Origin of the sequence: Streptomyces sp. NPDC057616, assembly GCF_042800575.1 — a bacterium.
Taxonomy (GTDB): Bacteria; Actinomycetota; Actinomycetes; order Streptomycetales; family Streptomycetaceae; genus Streptomyces.
Genome location: NZ_JBHVGU010000018.1, coordinates 142,599 through 157,109, shown reverse-complemented (window position 1 = coordinate 157,109; position 14,511 = coordinate 142,599). Strand labels below are relative to the sequence as shown.

Below are 14,511 nucleotides of genomic sequence, written 5' to 3'. Positions count from 1 at the left end.
GGGCGCCGAATGGCGGAGCCACTCGGAGTCGCCCGGTGTCACGTGGTGGACAGGGAATCTGGTTCAGATGTGGCCGGTGCCGTTGGCCCGGACCGACTGCCGGTAGGCGAGGGGAGACCGGTGCACCCGTCGTGCGAAGTGCTGGCGGAGGGCGACGGCCGTGCCGAACCCGCAGTGCCGCGCGATCTGGTCGACCGACATCGTGGTCGTCTCGAGCAACTCCTGTGCGTGGCGGATGCGTAGCCGCAGCCGCCACTGCATGGGTGTGGTGCCGGCCTGCTGGCGGAAGCGCCGGTTGAGGGTTCGCGGGCTGACACCGGCGTGCGTGGCGATGTCGGCGAGGGTCAGTGGTTCGCCGAGGTTCTCGCGCAGCCACCGCATGGTCGGTTCGAGGGAGTCGCCGCTGGGGTGCGGCGCCTTGTGCACCACGAGCTGAGCCTGCGCCGCATCACGCTGCGGTGTGGCCACGAAGTGCCGGGCGACGTCATCGGCGACCGCCGATCCGAAGTCCTGGCGGATCAGGTGGAGGCAGACGTCCAGGCCGGTGGCCGCGCCCGCCGCGGTGACCAGTCGGCCGTCCTGGACGTACAGCACGTCTGAAACGACCGTCACCGACGGGAAGTTCATCGCGAAGGCATCAAGGTCCGTCCAGTGGCATGTGGCGCGCCGGCCGTTCAGAAGTCCCGTTCGCGCGAGCAGGAACGCACCACTGCAGATGGCCGCGATGCGTGCGCCCCGCTCGTACGCCGCCATCACGACGCGCATCACCTCGGTCGGTTCGGCCTCGGGCGTGGGCATGCCGGGCAGGACGACAGTGTCGGCCTCCACGGCCTCGGCAAGGTCGTACAGCGGGGAAAGACGGAACAGGTCCGTTCCGCCCACGCCCGTCACCATGAGATCGGGCTGCTCGCCGCAGACCTTGACCTCGTACAACGGATGACCGAGGAGCGCCCCGGGCGGCTTGTCCATCGAGTGCGCCGTGCCGAACACCTGACCCGGCACCACGAGATCGAATCCGGCAACTCGATCGGCGGCTATCACGGCAACCCGGTGCATGACGACAAACTATCGAAAGAAGGCACGCGGTCGGCTGTCCGGGCCGGGTGAGAATCGTCCAGGATCGAGGCGTGCCGCCGGCCGTTGCGCGGCGAACGGCCGGCAGGAGACCGATCCGACACGGAGAGGGAGTTCACCGTGCGTAAGATCATCAATTCGACCTACGTCACTCTCGACGGCGTTATCCAGAATCCCCAGAACTGGCCGTCGACGGGCGGTTTCGGGGACAAGGGGAATGACCTCCAGCTGAAGCTGCTGGAGGACTGCGACGCCGTGCTGATGGGCCGCCATACGTACGACAGTTTCGCCGCCGTATGGCCCGGCCTGGCCGGCATCCCCATCGGCGACCGGATGAACGCTCTTCCGAAATACGTCGTCTCGACAACGCTCGCCGACCCGGCGTGGAACAACACGACCGTCATCGATCACGACCCGATCGCCGCCGTGGCCGATCTGAAGCAGCAACCCGGTGCCCACATCGCGCAGTACGGATTCGGTCAGCTCGCTCACGAGCTCATGGCCAACGGGCTGCTGGACGAGTTGCGCCTGTGGGTGCACCCGTTCATTCTCGGCACCGGCACGGGAACCGATCTCCTCTTCCGGGCGGGATCCAGCGCCATGTTCGACCTCGTCGACACGATCCAGCTCGACAGCGGCATCGTCATGCTCACCTACCGCGTCTCAGCTCGCTGAGGGGGCCGATGCATCGTGGACACCGAGCTGCTTGTCAAGCGTCTGAACCTGCCCGCGGGGTGGGTCGCCCCGATCGAGCTGACCTACGACGACATCCGGGCCGCCGCACTGACCCGTGAACACCTCGACGACGACGTCCGGGGGATCAACGCCAGCCTCGACCTCATCCGCCGGACGCGAGGTGGATCCTGGCCCGTCGAACCGGTCACCGCCGACTTCAACTTCGTCGACCTGGTCTGGCACGAATGCGAGTTCCGCGAGGGCGAGTCGTTCGCCTATGCCGTGTACGAGTCCGGCGGCGGCTATCTCGGCTGCTGCTACCTGTATCCGATGGGCCGGCGAACCCGACTCACCGAGGACAAGCTGGAATTCGACGTCGATGTGAGCTGGTGGGTGACCCCTGACGCCTACGAGCGCGGTTACTACGTCACCCTTTACAGGGCGCTCCGCCAGTGGACGGCCGGCGCCTTCCCGTTCGGCAAGGCGTATTACTCCAACAAGGAGATTCCGGCCGGCGCCTGACGTCGCACACCCCGGACGGACACCTCATCGGACAAGGACATCCACATGCACGACATGGAGCAGCGCCGCCATGCGACGATGCCGTACCGACGCTGCGGCCGCAGCGGGCTGAAACTGCCCGCCATCTCATTCGGCCTGTGGCACAACTTCGGCGAAGACGGCAATCGCGAGCGCGGCCGCGCAATGATCCGCTGCGCATTCGACGCCGGAGTCACCCACTTCGACATCGCCAACAACTACGGTCCGCCGCCGGGTGCGGCGGAGGAATTCTTCGGCCGTGTTCTCGGCACCGATCTGCGGGGCCACCGTGACGAACTCGTCGTCTCCACCAAAGCCGGATGGGACATGTGGCCCGGTCCGTACGGAGATCACGGGTCGAGGAAACACCTGCACGCCTCGCTCGATCAATCGTTGGCCAGACTGGGCGTGGACTACGTCGACATCTACTATCACCACCGCCCCGATCCCGAGACCCCCCTCGACGAGACGATGGGTGCGCTGGCCGATGCCGTACACCAGGGCAAGGCTCTCCACGTCGGGATCTCGTCCTACGACGGCCCCTCCACCGTGGAGGCGGCCAAGATCCTCCGCGGCATGAACGTGCCTCTGCTGGTCCACCAGGCCCACTACTCGATGCTGGCCAGGACGATCGAGAGGGGTCTGCTGGACACGCTCGGGGGAGAGGGCATCGGTTGCATCGCCTTCGCGCCGCTGTCGATGGGCCTGCTGACGGACCGGTATCTGGACGGGACGGTGCCTGTGGGCTCTCGCGCGGAGAAGGCGGAGGTCCTGTCCGCGGACGATCTCACAAATGACCTCCTCGCCAAGCTCCGAGCCCTTGCCCGGATCGCGGAGCGGCGACGCCAGAGCCTCGCCCAGATGTCCCTGGCCTGGGCCTTGCGGGACGAACGTGTCACGTCCGTGGTCACCGGCGCCAGCTCGGTGGAGCAGCTCGCGACGAACCTCGGAACTCTCGACAAGCTGGAGTTCTCCTCGGCGGAACTCGACGAGATCGACGCGGTGTTGATGGCCTCGTAGCCGCATCTGGGGAAGAGGTCGGTGCTCGCCGGAGCGGGGCCGGCCAGGTCGCCCGTGCCCCGCTCCGGACGGGTGGGTCAGCGCAGTCCGGCGAAGAGATCGTTCTCGGGTACGGCAGCGCCGGTGGCGCCCTGGACCCGTTGGAAGGTCTCCACGCCCATCAACTCGCCGAACCTCTCCTTGCCCATCTTGAGGAAGAAGATGTTCTCGCCCTGGCTGGCGTGCGCGGCCAGCGCGTCGAACTTCTGGCCACTGAACGCGGTGGTGTCCACCCACGTGGTGATCTCGTCGTCAGGGAGGCCGATCTCGGCCATCGCGGCGGCCTCCGCAGGATCGGGCTCCGGCATGTCCGGGGCGAACTCGCGCATGATCTCGCCGAACCGCTTGATCCCCGAGCGGGGCATCGTCGTCCAGTACACCTTCGGGGTCAGCGTGGTCATCTCCAGCGCCGCCATCGTGATGCGATGGGCCTGGATGTGGTCGGGATGGCCGTAGAAACCGTTCTCGTCGTAGGTGACGACCACATCCGGTTGATAGTGCCGCATGAGCTCCGCGAGCCGGGCGGCGCCCTCCTCCACGGGGGTCTGCCAGAAGGATCCGGGAGCGTCGTTGCTCGGCCAGCCCATCATCCCGGAATCGGCATAGTCCAGCATCTCCAGATCGCTGATCTTCAGCACGCCGCAACTCGCCTCGAGTTCCTGCCGACGCATCAGGGCGACGGCCTCCGGATCGTGCCCGGGATCGCCCGGCTTGGCACCCCCCGGTCCGTCACCGCACGCACCGTCGGTACACGTCACGAGAACCGTGCGGACGCCTTCTGCCGCGTACCGCGCGAGGACTCCTCCGGTTCCGGTCGCCTCGTCGTCGGGGTGGGCGTGCACAGCCATGAGCGTCAAGGGTCGATCAGTCATGAAAAAAGTCCTCCTGCGTATATACGTCCTGGTCCGAGCATGCCTCGGACGTCCGCGATCCCGGGACCCGGTTCCGCCGGGCGCACGACCTTGTGGTCTCCGTGATCCCGGCCCAGCCGGCGCACCGGTCCCTCCGTCGATGCAACAGTGCCCGCCGGACCGCCTGTTCCCGGTGCGGCCACGAGATCCTTCATGGGCCGGCGTTTCCACCCGAACGAGCAGCAGCCGCTGGTGGACGGCGGGGGTACGACCTCGGACGACGGCGGTCGTGTCGGTCGTGCCGGCAACCGGACTCGGTCATCCCGCCGGCGGAGGCCCTCCGACCGCGCCCCAGGCCACGAGCTTGCGCCCGTCGCACGCGGCCGCGCGCCGAAGGACCTCCACGTACTGCCTGCCGCCCATGCTGCGGACAAGCCGGTCCTCACACTCGTCCCGCAGCGACGCCATCTCGGGTGTCCCGCGCTGCGGATGGCCGACGGTCTCCCAGAAGCGGGCCGCCGCCCCCAGGGCGTAGGCCGCGGCCGGCTCCTCTCCCGAATCGGCCAGGGCGATGGCGAGGACGTCCATGACCATGGCGATTCCGAAGGCGTCCCCGATGTGCTGCTTGCCTTCCAGGGCTGCACGCGCGTGTAGTACGGCGTCCTGGGTGCGCCGCTCCAGCAAGGCGATGAGAGCCAGCTGGTGCTCGGCGTAGGAGCGTGTCCAGTGCTCCTCCGACGCCTGGCAGACGTCGCGGAGATCGAGTGCCTCGTGCCGGGCCTCCTCCAGCTGTCCGCACCCGGTGAGGGCGAAGACGTGGACGAGGCGGCACAGGACCGTCGCGGCGGTGAGTCGACCGGGCCGGGACACCGCGGAGTGGAGTGTCTTCGACTCGACGACGGACGCCGCCGCAAGAGGGCGGCCCTGGAGGAGGTGGAGCAGGCCGTCCAGGTAGGCGGCCCGTCCCTGGTCTTCCACGTCGAGGGCGGCTGCCGCGGCGCGGCGGCAGTCGGCGGCCCTCAGCTGTGCCGCGTCGTGCTCGCCCTGCAAGGTCAGGGCGAGTCCCAGGCACCACATGCCGTGACTCCAGATCCTGTCCCGTGTGGTCTCGGGTGCGAGGGCGGTCGCCTGCTCCAGGTAGCGGCGGGCCTCGTACAGATAACCGGAGCAGACCCAGAAGAAGGTGACGTTGCTGATCATCTCCAGGGCGGCGGCCGGGTCGGTCGCCAGGAGGTAGTCCGCCGCCATTCTGATGTCCGCGTGCAGGAAGTCGATCCGCCGGTACCAGCCTCGCTGGGCGGGACCGAACCATTCGTGGTGGGCCTGCCGGGTCTGCGCCAGGACGTGTTCCGCGTGACGGTGGGCCATCTCCCGCACGGCGCCGAGCTCGGTCAGCCACATCCTGCCGTAGTCGCGTAAGGCATCCAGCATCCGGTACGTTCCGTGCCTCTCGATGACGACTGACTTGTCGCACAGCGACGCCAGGGTCCGCTGGACACGGAGCGGTGAGAGCGGGCCGCCGCCGGCCACCTGCCCATCGGTCTGGCCGTCGAAGGAGGCGGGCAGGAAGGAGAGCCGTGCCCACAGAAGCCTCTCCAAGGGGGTGCACAGCTCGTGGCTCCAGCCGATGGCGGTCCGCATGGCCGCGTGCCGGCGCGGCGTCGTGTGCTCCACGGCCGGAGGAAGGTCCACCGCCGATCGCGCGCCCGCGCAGAGCTCCGCGAGCGACATGCTCCGTAACTGCGCGGCGGCCAGCTCGAGTGCCAGCGGCAGCCGTTCCAGCTGATCGCACAGGTCCGCGGCCATCCGCTGATCGCCGTCGTCCTTGAGCGGCCTGCCGGCCGACGCGGCACGGTCGGCGAACAGGGCGACCGCCTCCTGCACCGACGCTAGGGCCTGGATCTCCACGACCGCCTCCTTGCTCACGTGCAGCGGCTGCCTGCTGGTGGCAAGAATCCGCAGATGCGGGCAGGCCGTGAGGAGCCGGCCGACCAGGCTGCGGCACTCGGTGAGCAGGTGCTCGCACGAGTCGAGCACCAGCAGCGTCCTGCGGTCACCGACCCACGCACAGACCGCTTCCACCGGCAGGCGTGGAGTGTGGTCGGCGAGATCGAGAGCATCTGCGACGGTGGCCGCCAGGAGCTGAGTGTTGAGCAGGGGGGACAGGTCCGCCCAGGCGACGTGGCGCTCGGTGCCGGCCTCTTCGAGTGCCGCGGAGGCAACTCGACGGGCGAGACGCGTCTTTCCCACGCCGCCCGTACCGGTGAGCGTGACCAGCCGGCTCCCGCTCATCGCCGCGTCGATCAGCCCGAGTTCCTCCGACCGGCCGACGAACGAATTCTCCTCGCCCCACACCATCCACGCCATGTCGCCATCCTCCTGTGCGATCTGACGCGTGACGGCCAGATGGACAATCGGCACATGGCCCATCGGGTCTGTCTCTACGATGAGTTGGCTACGGCCGTGCGTCCCCGAGTTCACGCATCTGCGTGAACCGCACCTGGTCGGCGCCACCGGGCAGCAGATGCGGGGCTCGCGCTCCGAGGATGCCGAAGACCTCCTCCTTCGCCGGGCTGCGCGGCTCCGCCAGGAAGGCGGGGGCGGCGTGGCCCTCCCCGGCCCAGATTCCGGCGAGGGACTCGGTGCCGTGCTGAGCCAGGCCGCTGTGGAACTCGCCGGCCCGGACGGCCCGGATCAGGGGCGCCTCCAGAACACTCCTCGATGCCGTCCGCGCCGGCCTTCGCTGTTCCGGACACGGCCGACAACGGTCCCGTGCCGCCCCCTTCACCCGGCGGCCGTTCTCGGCCAAGGCGCCGGCGGTGCGGGCCGGCTCGGTCCGTGGAGCGGTCGGCGATTTTAGAAAGGGTGCTCTCGGGGGACACGTAGCTGCGTGGTTCCGACGAGGCGAGGCGGTGACGTGCAGGTGAGCGGCGCTTCGCGGCCCTCGCGCCAGGGCACGGTCGCCGGTGGCGGCCGGCGGATGCGGTACGTCGTGCTGGGCAGTCGCCCTGCCCGCGGGGTGGGCGCGGTGGCCCGGGCGCGCAGGGCGTCCACGGTGGCGCGGGACGCGGGGAACGGCGTCACCGTGCACCACGGGCTGAGGACGGGTGCCGCGTACGCATGGCGGTTGCTGGTGCTCGGGGCGGCCGTGTACGCGGGGTTCGTGATCCTGGGGCGGCTGCAGCTGGTCGCCGTCGCGCTGTTCCTCGCCCTGGTGGTGACCTCGGTGCTGCGGCCCCTCGCCGATCTGCTGGCGCGGTGGCTGCCGAGGGTCGTGGCGGTGGTGCTGAGCGTCGTGGGAAGCCTGCTGGCGGTCCTCGGTCTGCTGGCTCTGGTCGGCGAGCTGGTGGCGAGCGAATGGGATCGGCTGGGGCGGGAGTTCAGCGGCGGCGTCGGGCGCATCGAACGGTGGCTGCAGGGCCCTCCCCTCCATGTGAGCCCCACGGTGACGTCGGACCTTCAGAGCAAGGTGAACTCTTTCGTCTCGGAGCATCGGTCCGCGCTGATCAGCAGTGCGGTGACCGGCGCCGGACGGCTGGTCGAGGTGCTGACCGCCGCGGTGCTCGCGCTCTTCTGCTCGCTGTTCTTCATCCACTCCGGTGACCGGTTCTGGCAGCGCTTCCAGGGCTGGCTGCCCCAGGAAGCGCGCGACCCGTGGGGCCGGGCGGGCCGGGTGGCGTGGCGGACCTTCGCCGGATACACGCGTGGCATCGTCATCGTGGCGGCCACCAATGCGGTGCTGGTCGGCATCGCGCTGTTCGTGCTGCGGGTGCCGCTGGCCCTGCCGCTGACGCTGCTGGAGTTCTTCGCCGCCTTCGTCCCGCTGGTGGGATCACCCATAGCGCTGGGCGTGGCCACGGTGGTCGCCCTGGCGTCGCGCGGGCCGGTCATCGCGCTGGTGGTGCTCGCGCTGATCGTCGTCGTGGGCCAGATCGAGGGCCACGTCCTTCATCCGCTGGTGTTGAGCTGGGCGGTCCGGCTGCACCCGGTCGTCGTGGCCGTCTCGGTGATCGCCGGCGGCATCCTGGCCGGGGTGATCGGTGCCGTCGTGGCGGTGCCGATGGTGTCGGTGGCGTGGGCGGTGCTCGGTGAACTGCGCGCCCCGCCCGATACGGGGCGGCGCGGGCGGACGCCGGGCTGAGTCCGGCGCCCGGGTTCAACTGGGCCGGCGGTAGGCGCCGTGCCACCAGATCTGTGCGAGTTCGCGGGCGAAGACCGTGTCGCCGCTGCCGTCGTCGACGCGGATGTGGTGGGCGATCGCCTGAGCGCCGCCCCAGACGATGATGCGGCTGGCGGAGACCGCGTCGAGTCCGGCCGGGGTCAAGCCGGCAGCCTGGTCGGCGAGCAGGGACCGTAGGGCCGTTTCGTCGAAACCTTCGAGGTCTGCGGTGTAGAAGTCATCCACCGTGGGGTCGTAGGCCGCCGCCTCGTGGACCGCTGTGATGACGCTCTGGTGGGCCCGGTGGATCTTGACCACTTCCTCGAAGAACGCGGCGAGGCTGTCGGGGCCGGCCGACGGGTCCCACTGTTGCGCAAGCGCCAGCAGCGACTGTCGAAGATCGTTGGTGAGCCGTACCAAGACGTCGGACTTGCTCTGGAAGTGCGCGTAGAACGTGGCCCGGGAGACCCCGGCCTCCTCCAGGATCCGCTGGACGCTGATCTCGGAGAAGGCTTCGCCCGCATCGAGGAGCCGCTGAAGGGCGGACATGACCTGGGCCACGGTCGCAGCCGAGCGCGCCGCATGGTGATCGGCCTGGCGTCGGGTCACGGGTCTCATCGGGAACCTTCTCGCAAGTCACGCTGGTGATTCTTTTGCAGCTGAGGCGTCGGCCCATTGCCCCGGGGAGCACCGGGTCAGCGCACCACCGGAAGAGCGTAGTCCCACAGTCGGTCGGCCATGGACGGGTCGACGGACCACTTCGCCACGCCCGCCATCGCCTCGGGGCCGCCGTCGACGACTTCGGATTCCTGGTTGTCCTCGAAGTACCGTCCGGTCACGCCCTCGAGGAGCGGCGACGCGGCCAGGAGCACCGTGGTGGCAGCGCCCTGAGCAGGGGTCTTGTAGTGGTCGGGCGTGATGAGGTTGCCGTCCGCGTCCATCGCGCCCAGAGCCTGCATGGTCGCCTTGTCGATATGGCGCGCGAGGTTGGTGTGGATCCATCCCGGTGCGCAGACGTTGGCGGTGATGCCGTCCTCGGCCCATCGCCGGCTGATTCCTACGGCCAGCAGTACGTCGGCGGTCTTCGACCGGGCGTAGGCGAGGAACGGGTCGTAGGGGTGACGTTCGAACTGCGGGTCGTCGAAGTCGAATCCGGCCCGCAGTTGCGCTCCGGAGCTGACCACGACGACGCGCGGGTTCTCGGCACTCCGCAGAGCGGAGCGCAGGCCTACGGCCAGGCCGAAGTGACCGAGATAGTTGGTGGCGAGCTGCATCTCCCAGCCCTGGGCGTTGACCTGCCGGGTCGCGAGCATCATCACGCCGGCGTTGGCGATGAGGCCGTCGAGCGGGCCGCTCCAGGCGTCGCAGAAGGCGCGGACGGAATCCAGGTCGGCGAGGTCGAGGGCGACGGCTCGCGTCCCGGGGAATTCCTCGACCAGCGCCTTGGCGGCCTCGGGGTTGCGTGTGGCGATGGTGACCTCGGCACCTGCACCGGCGAGAGCGCGCACCGTCTCGGCGCCGAGCCCTGAGGACCCGCCGGTGACGATCATCCGGCGTCCGCCCAGATCGACCCCGTCGAGTACCTCCGTGGCGGTGGCGCGCATCCCGAATGGAGTGGTTGTCCGCGTCATTGGCTGTGTCCTGCCTCTGGAAAAGGTGGTGGCTTCTTGGCCGGCGGCGGTCACCGCAGTGCTCCCGCCGGGTTGTTCCGCCAGTAACCATACAGTGTGTTCAGACACGATGAATGGTTCGAGGCCGCACCCGGGACGGGCCGACTCGCCACCGACGACGCTTCGAGTCCGGCTGTTCGGCCCTGACCGACGGGCCTGACGGCCCATACGCGGAGGTGGCCGACCTGGACACCATGGAGGGGCAAGGCTCAAGCACGCCGCGGCGGACCGTGGAGGGCTCCGTCACGAACACGTCCGGAGGTGAGGGACCGATGTCGGTTCACGACGAGTTGGTGCACGCTCGGCATGCTCTCGACGACCTGGCCCGAGTGGTGGATCGCCTCCAGAGCCACCTCGGGGACGGCCCGGACGTCCGCCGGGCCCGCGCGGACGCCGACCACCTGCAGGAGGACCTCGACCTGCTGCAGCAGAGCGCGGCGGCAGTCGAGCCGCGGCAGAACCCCGTGCAGCCCGAGGTCGTCTTCATCCCCCGTGATCCGTTCGACCCCTCGATGTGGGTCGGGTGTGAGGACGAGGGAATCGGCTCCCGCCACGGCCCCGAACCGAAGCAGAGCACCCCGACGCATCGGACGCTACGTCGGATGTCTCGTACGAGGTGATGACGCCGGCGCCGACGCAGTCGTGGAGGCCCGGCGCCGAGCGATGTCCGACAACCGATCAGTGGCCTTGTCGACCTACTGGATCAGGCCCCCGTGCTCTGGGACCCGTCCGTTCCGGTCCGGCCGGAACGCCGGATGCCGATCTCCAGCGCGACCCGCTGGACCTGCCGGATCGCTGCGTCGAGGTCATCAAGGCCGGCCTGCACCCGCCGCGCTGCGAGGTCGTCGTGGGCGACGAGTTGGAGCGTGCCGGCGAGGTTCAGGCCGGCGGAGAAGATCCGGCTGATCGTGTCGGACAGGGCTTGGCGCACCTGCGGTTCTACCGATGGGTCGTCGGGCCAGGACAGAGCGGTGCCGTCGGGCAGCCGGATGGCGGGGCTCTCACGGGTCGTGGGTGATGCGTCGCCGAGGTGTCGTGCGATGACCTCGCCCGCGAGCCGTCCGTAGAGCTTCATGAGCCGCAGGTCCCGATCGGACGGCCGGCCGGGCTGTGACGTGTGCGTGGAGACCATGCCGATGATCCGGCCCGCCGGGTCGATCAGCGGGGTGGACTGGACGGCACGGACGCCGGCAGCGCGGAAGATCCCCTGGTGCGGTTCCAGTGACCGGTCCTCCCGGACATCGGCCACGACCGCCTGAGCGCTGGTCCGGGCGGCCTGGCCGCAGACGGAACTGTCGTCGCGGACCACCGCGAAGTGGTCGTTGAATCCCTCATGGAAGCCGGAGTGGGTGACCAGGACGAGCGAACGGTCCCCGGGGTCGACGAGCTGGATGTTTCCGAACTCGGCGCCCATGAGATCCACCGCCGTGTCGGTGATCGTCGGAAGTACGGTGTCCAGCCGGGGAATCTCACGCTGCCCGGCTGCCGCTTCCCGCACCTGCTGAACGGCAGCGGGTTCGTCGAGGGCGAGGTCGAGGTACACGCCGAGATGGTCGAGCCCGCGGGCCAGGCCATCTCCTTGTGGTGGGCGCAGCCACGTCGCGCGGTACGACGCCAGCACCTGGTCGAGCCGCACCAGCAAGTGCTGGGAGGTGTTCACGGACATGCGCACCACATGCCTTTGCTCGGGGCCGTACCCTCGTCGCCATCAGGCTACGTCCGCGACGCGGAACCAAACAGTCGTACGGCCCGTCGCGCATGCCTCTGACGGTGGTCTGAACTCGGTCGTGTGTTCATCGCGCGCACGGCCGCAGCGACGCCGCCCTGGTCCAACTCGACCTCGGACTCGGCCAGTCCGTGTCCCAACGGGCGTGGACGGGCGACATCGGCAAGCGACAACAGTGCCGTCACCGGGCGGTTGTCGGCGAGATAGGAGGCGCTGAAACCGTGGATGCCCCGTTCCAGCGCCGCCTGGGCCAGGATCTCCACCATCGCGGTCGCAAGCCCTGCCCGGCGCCAGGCGGGGTCCACCGCGACGGCGACCTCCGCGACGCCGTCGGCCAGACGTTCGTAGCGTGCGATGGCAATGCCCTGCCCGGACGTGGCGTCCGCTGCGACCAGGGCGAAGCGGTGCGTGTAGTCCAGCTGGGTCAGCCGGGCCAGCAGTTCCGGCGTGATGCGTGGCGCGCCGCCGAGGAAGCGGCGTCGTAGCGTCTCGGAGTCCGCCGACCGGATCGCCGCGGCCAGGTCCGGCGCGTCGGCCGGCACGATCGGCCGGATCGCGACGCGGCGGCCGTCGTTGAGCCGCAGCTCGCGTTCGTAGGCGGCCGGGTAGTGCGGTGGCGTGTCCACGGGACGGGGTTGAAGGTTCATCGCTGCTCCGTGTCGCAGGACCGCGGTCTCCGGCGCGTGAACTCGTCGTCGGGAGTGCTCCCATGGTGAGGTGCCGAGCTCTGGATCGTCCTGGGCCGGTGGACTCTCATGCGGTGCTGTTGCCCCCCTTGCGGAGGCTTGTGGGACCGGAAGTGTCGGGCCGAGGACGATCGTTCGGACTTGCTTCAGCAGTCTGCGTCGTCGGGTGCGAGCCTCTCCTGCTGGGCGTTGCGCGCGACACGGGAGAGCAGGGCGCGGAGCTGCTCGGCGTCCTCGTCACCGAGGTGTGTCAGCAGTCGCGCCTCGGCGGCCCCCAAGCTGCGCCGCACCTGCTCCAGTCGCCTGCGGCCGGTGTCGGTGAGGATGACCTGGCGCGCGCGGCGGTCCCGGGGGTCCGGTCGTCGCGAGATCAGCTCGTGAGCTTCGAGGTCGTCGAGCAGGTAGGTCATGACGGTCCGGTCGAGGCTCACTGCCTTGGCCAGTGCGAGCTGAGAGGGCGGCTCGCCGCCGGCCAGTGCCATGAGCACGAGGTAGCCCCGCGCCCGCCCGGGCAGGTCGGCGACGGATTCGGTGGCCACACGGCTGAAGGCGGCGGAGACCAAGCGGATCGACCAGCCCAGGTCCGTCTCCAGTGGCGGCCCTTGGGCCCCGGTGACCCGTGTTCCGTTCTCCGACGTCATATCGCTCACGCGACCACCCTACCAGCAAACCGCTCCCCAACAGATCGTCTTGTAGGCAGAACATCTGCCATGCATAGTGGATGGTGTCCGAGGCGGTGTCCGAGGCGGCATCCGCACGATGCGCGCAGCGCCCGTCGCCAAGACCACCACCGCAAGGGATCGATGATGAGCAGCAGCACCTCACTGCAGGGCCGTACCGCACTCGTGACCGGGGCGACGTCGGGGATCGGCAAGGCCGTCGCCCGGAAGCTGGCCCGCCAGGGCGCGAGGATCGTGCTGCACGGCCGGGACCAGGAACGCGGCGAGAGCCTGATGAAGGAGATCGAGGCCCTGGGCGGAACCGCCCGCTTCATCGCTGCCGATCTGACCGACGCCGACGACACCCTGCGCCTGGCCGCCGAAGCCGGCGCCGTGGACATCCTGGTCAGCAATGCGGGCCTGTACGAGTTCGCCCCGACCGCGGCGACGGACGCGGCGAGCTTCGACCGGCACGTCGCGGTCAACGCCCGCGCCCCGTTCCTCCTGGTGGGTGCGCTCGCGCCGGGCATGGCCGAGCGCGGTCACGGGTCGGTCGTGATCGTCGGCTCCAGCGCGGCCCGTCTGCCCGCCCCGATCGGCGCCGCCTACGGCGCCTCCAAGGCGGGCGCGGAGATCCTCACGCGCTACTGGGCGACCGAGTTCGGCCCCTCGGGCGTGCGGGTCAACACCGTTTCCCCGGGCCCGGTCCACACCGAGGGCACGCAGGCGATGCTCGGCGAGCACGTCGCGGTCCTGGACACGACCAACGCCCGCGGCAAGGCCGGAAGCCCCGAGGAGATCGCCGACATCGTCTCGTTCCTGGTCGGTCCGGCCAGCTCGTACGTCAACGGTGCCGTCCTGTTCGCCGACGGCGGCGAGCGCAGCGCTCTGCCTGCTTGAGGGATTCAATCGTTCATGTCAAACGAGAACCCCACCCGGTCAAGGGCAGGCAAACGCGGGCAACTCGGCTCCAGTAGGCGGCAGATGGGGGTGGCGATGCGGGGGATGCGCTGAGCTGGCTCCTAGCGCATCAGCCGGCAGTTAGGTCAGATATGGGCGATAGAGGTACGTCAGTGTCAACTGGCCTGGCGGGAGCCGTCGGGCGGCCACTCCGCGGGCGCGCCCTGACGAGCAAGCCCACGACCGCCGAGGACCGGTTCCGGGGACTGCTGGAGGCGGCCCCCGACGCGATGGTGATCGTGGACGACACCGGAACCATCAGACTCGTCAACGCCCAGACCGAGACACTCTTCGGCTACCGGCGCGACGAACTCCTCGGCTACCCCGTCGAGATCCTCATCCCCGGCCGGTTCCACGACAAGCATGCCGCCCACCGCAACGGCTACGCCTCCACCCGGCAGGTGCGGCCGATGGGTGCGGGGCTGGAGCTGCACGGGCTGCGCAAGGACGGC

The 14,511-nt window shown here is 69.5% G+C and carries 16 protein-coding genes; 7 read left to right on the top strand and 9 right to left on the bottom strand.

Going from position 1 to position 14,511, the window contains the following annotated elements; translation table 11 throughout:
* Window positions 1–63: 63 nt before the first annotated feature.
* Window positions 64–1,056, bottom strand: a complete 993-nt coding sequence (locus tag ACFU97_RS23595) for a GlxA family transcriptional regulator (protein WP_384259682.1) — start codon at window positions 1,054–1,056, stop codon at window positions 64–66.
* A 138-nt stretch (window positions 1,057–1,194) separates the two neighbouring features.
* On the opposite strand from ACFU97_RS23595, the gene ACFU97_RS23590 reads away from it, so the two are divergent.
* Genes ACFU97_RS23590 through ACFU97_RS23580 form a run of 3 tightly spaced genes read left to right on the top strand, consistent with a single transcriptional unit; the run spans window position 1,195 to window position 3,309 of the window.
* Window positions 1,195–1,749, top strand: a complete 555-nt coding sequence (locus ACFU97_RS23590) for a dihydrofolate reductase family protein (protein ID WP_384259680.1) — start codon at window positions 1,195–1,197, stop codon at window positions 1,747–1,749.
* 15 nt (window positions 1,750–1,764) lie between these two features.
* The gene (locus tag ACFU97_RS23585) at window positions 1,765–2,271 is read left to right on the top strand and encodes a GNAT family N-acetyltransferase (RefSeq protein ID WP_384259677.1); all 507 of its coding nucleotides are present in this window, start codon (window positions 1,765–1,767) and stop codon (window positions 2,269–2,271) included.
* Window positions 2,272–2,316: 45 nt separating this feature from the next.
* Complete coding sequence (locus ACFU97_RS23580; protein ID WP_384259675.1) at window positions 2,317–3,309, top strand: aldo/keto reductase; 993 nt, start codon at window positions 2,317–2,319, stop codon at window positions 3,307–3,309.
* 77 nt (window positions 3,310–3,386) lie between these two features.
* On the opposite strand, the gene ACFU97_RS23575 is transcribed toward ACFU97_RS23580, so the two are convergent.
* The 3 genes from ACFU97_RS23575 to ACFU97_RS23565 form a co-directional block, all read right to left on the bottom strand.
* Window positions 3,387–4,220 carry a PIG-L family deacetylase gene (locus ACFU97_RS23575; protein ID WP_384259673.1) on the bottom strand — a complete coding sequence of 278 codons (834 nt, stop codon included), beginning with the start codon at window positions 4,218–4,220 and terminating at the stop codon, window positions 3,387–3,389.
* A 297-nt stretch (window positions 4,221–4,517) separates the two neighbouring features.
* Complete coding sequence (locus ACFU97_RS23570; protein ID WP_384259670.1) at window positions 4,518–6,566, bottom strand: ATP-binding protein; 2,049 nt, start codon at window positions 6,564–6,566, stop codon at window positions 4,518–4,520.
* Between the two features lie 88 nt (window positions 6,567–6,654).
* On the bottom strand, window positions 6,655–7,008 hold the full coding sequence (locus ACFU97_RS23565) for a hypothetical protein (protein ID WP_384259668.1): 354 nt from the start codon (window positions 7,006–7,008) through the stop codon (window positions 6,655–6,657).
* Window positions 7,009–7,179: 171 nt separating this feature from the next.
* Here ACFU97_RS23565 and ACFU97_RS23560 point away from each other — a divergent pair, with 171 nt between their 5' ends.
* Complete coding sequence (locus ACFU97_RS23560; RefSeq protein WP_384259801.1) at window positions 7,180–8,340, top strand: AI-2E family transporter; 1,161 nt, start codon at window positions 7,180–7,182, stop codon at window positions 8,338–8,340.
* A 15-nt stretch (window positions 8,341–8,355) separates the two neighbouring features.
* Here ACFU97_RS23560 and ACFU97_RS23555 read toward each other — a convergent pair whose 3' ends face one another.
* Together ACFU97_RS23555 and ACFU97_RS23550 are read right to left on the bottom strand one after the other, a co-directional pair.
* Window positions 8,356–8,976 carry a TetR/AcrR family transcriptional regulator gene (locus tag ACFU97_RS23555; RefSeq protein WP_384259665.1) on the bottom strand — a complete coding sequence of 207 codons (621 nt, stop codon included), beginning with the start codon at window positions 8,974–8,976 and terminating at the stop codon, window positions 8,356–8,358.
* A 77-nt stretch (window positions 8,977–9,053) separates the two neighbouring features.
* Complete coding sequence (locus tag ACFU97_RS23550; RefSeq protein ID WP_384259663.1) at window positions 9,054–9,989, bottom strand: SDR family NAD(P)-dependent oxidoreductase; 936 nt, start codon at window positions 9,987–9,989, stop codon at window positions 9,054–9,056.
* Between the two features lie 311 nt (window positions 9,990–10,300).
* On the opposite strand from ACFU97_RS23550, the gene ACFU97_RS23545 reads away from it, so the two are divergent.
* Window positions 10,301–10,648 carry a hypothetical protein gene (locus tag ACFU97_RS23545; RefSeq protein WP_384259660.1) on the top strand — a complete coding sequence of 116 codons (348 nt, stop codon included), beginning with the start codon at window positions 10,301–10,303 and terminating at the stop codon, window positions 10,646–10,648.
* Between the two features lie 83 nt (window positions 10,649–10,731).
* Here ACFU97_RS23545 and ACFU97_RS23540 read toward each other — a convergent pair whose 3' ends face one another.
* The 3 genes from ACFU97_RS23540 to ACFU97_RS23530 all read right to left on the bottom strand — a co-directional run bounded on the left by ACFU97_RS23540 (window position 10,732) and on the right by ACFU97_RS23530 (window position 13,081).
* Window positions 10,732–11,694, bottom strand: a complete 963-nt coding sequence (locus ACFU97_RS23540; RefSeq protein WP_384259658.1) for a GAF domain-containing protein — start codon at window positions 11,692–11,694, stop codon at window positions 10,732–10,734.
* A gap of 47 nt (window positions 11,695–11,741) precedes the next feature.
* Window positions 11,742–12,401, bottom strand: coding sequence for a GNAT family N-acetyltransferase (locus tag ACFU97_RS23535; RefSeq protein WP_384259656.1), 660 nt, complete (start codon window positions 12,399–12,401; stop codon window positions 11,742–11,744).
* Window positions 12,402–12,586: 185 nt separating this feature from the next.
* Window positions 12,587–13,081 carry a MarR family winged helix-turn-helix transcriptional regulator gene (locus ACFU97_RS23530; protein WP_384259799.1) on the bottom strand — a complete coding sequence of 165 codons (495 nt, stop codon included), beginning with the start codon at window positions 13,079–13,081 and terminating at the stop codon, window positions 12,587–12,589.
* Between the two features lie 165 nt (window positions 13,082–13,246).
* On the opposite strand from ACFU97_RS23530, the gene ACFU97_RS23525 reads away from it, so the two are divergent.
* The gene (locus ACFU97_RS23525) at window positions 13,247–13,999 is read left to right on the top strand and encodes an SDR family NAD(P)-dependent oxidoreductase (protein WP_384259653.1); all 753 of its coding nucleotides are present in this window, start codon (window positions 13,247–13,249) and stop codon (window positions 13,997–13,999) included.
* A 173-nt stretch (window positions 14,000–14,172) separates the two neighbouring features.
* Window positions 14,173–14,511 (top strand): PAS domain S-box protein (locus tag ACFU97_RS23520; RefSeq protein WP_384259651.1); only part of this gene is annotated, 339 nt, incomplete at its 3' end.

Coding starts and splice junctions, on each gene's coding strand:
- ACFU97_RS23540 (WP_384259658.1), bottom strand. CDS start 11,694: ATGTCCGTGAACACCTCCCAGCACTTGCTGGTGCGGCTCGACCAGGTG.
- ACFU97_RS23550 (WP_384259663.1), bottom strand. CDS start 9,989: ATGACGCGGACAACCACTCCATTCGGGATGCGCGCCACCGCCACGGAG.
- ACFU97_RS23575 (WP_384259673.1), bottom strand. CDS start 4,220: ATGACTGATCGACCCTTGACGCTCATGGCTGTGCACGCCCACCCCGAC.
- ACFU97_RS23535 (WP_384259656.1), bottom strand. CDS start 12,401: ATGAACCTTCAACCCCGTCCCGTGGACACGCCACCGCACTACCCGGCC.
- ACFU97_RS23570 (WP_384259670.1), bottom strand. CDS start 6,566: ATGGCGTGGATGGTGTGGGGCGAGGAGAATTCGTTCGTCGGCCGGTCG.
- ACFU97_RS23545 (WP_384259660.1), top strand. CDS start 10,301: ATGTCGGTTCACGACGAGTTGGTGCACGCTCGGCATGCTCTCGACGAC.
- ACFU97_RS23580 (WP_384259675.1), top strand. CDS start 2,317: ATGCACGACATGGAGCAGCGCCGCCATGCGACGATGCCGTACCGACGC.
- ACFU97_RS23555 (WP_384259665.1), bottom strand. CDS start 8,976: ATGAGACCCGTGACCCGACGCCAGGCCGATCACCATGCGGCGCGCTCG.
- ACFU97_RS23525 (WP_384259653.1), top strand. CDS start 13,247: ATGAGCAGCAGCACCTCACTGCAGGGCCGTACCGCACTCGTGACCGGG.
- ACFU97_RS23560 (WP_384259801.1), top strand. CDS start 7,180: ATGCGGTACGTCGTGCTGGGCAGTCGCCCTGCCCGCGGGGTGGGCGCG.
- ACFU97_RS23530 (WP_384259799.1), bottom strand. CDS start 13,081: ATGACGTCGGAGAACGGAACACGGGTCACCGGGGCCCAAGGGCCGCCA.
- ACFU97_RS23595 (WP_384259682.1), bottom strand. CDS start 1,056: ATGCACCGGGTTGCCGTGATAGCCGCCGATCGAGTTGCCGGATTCGAT.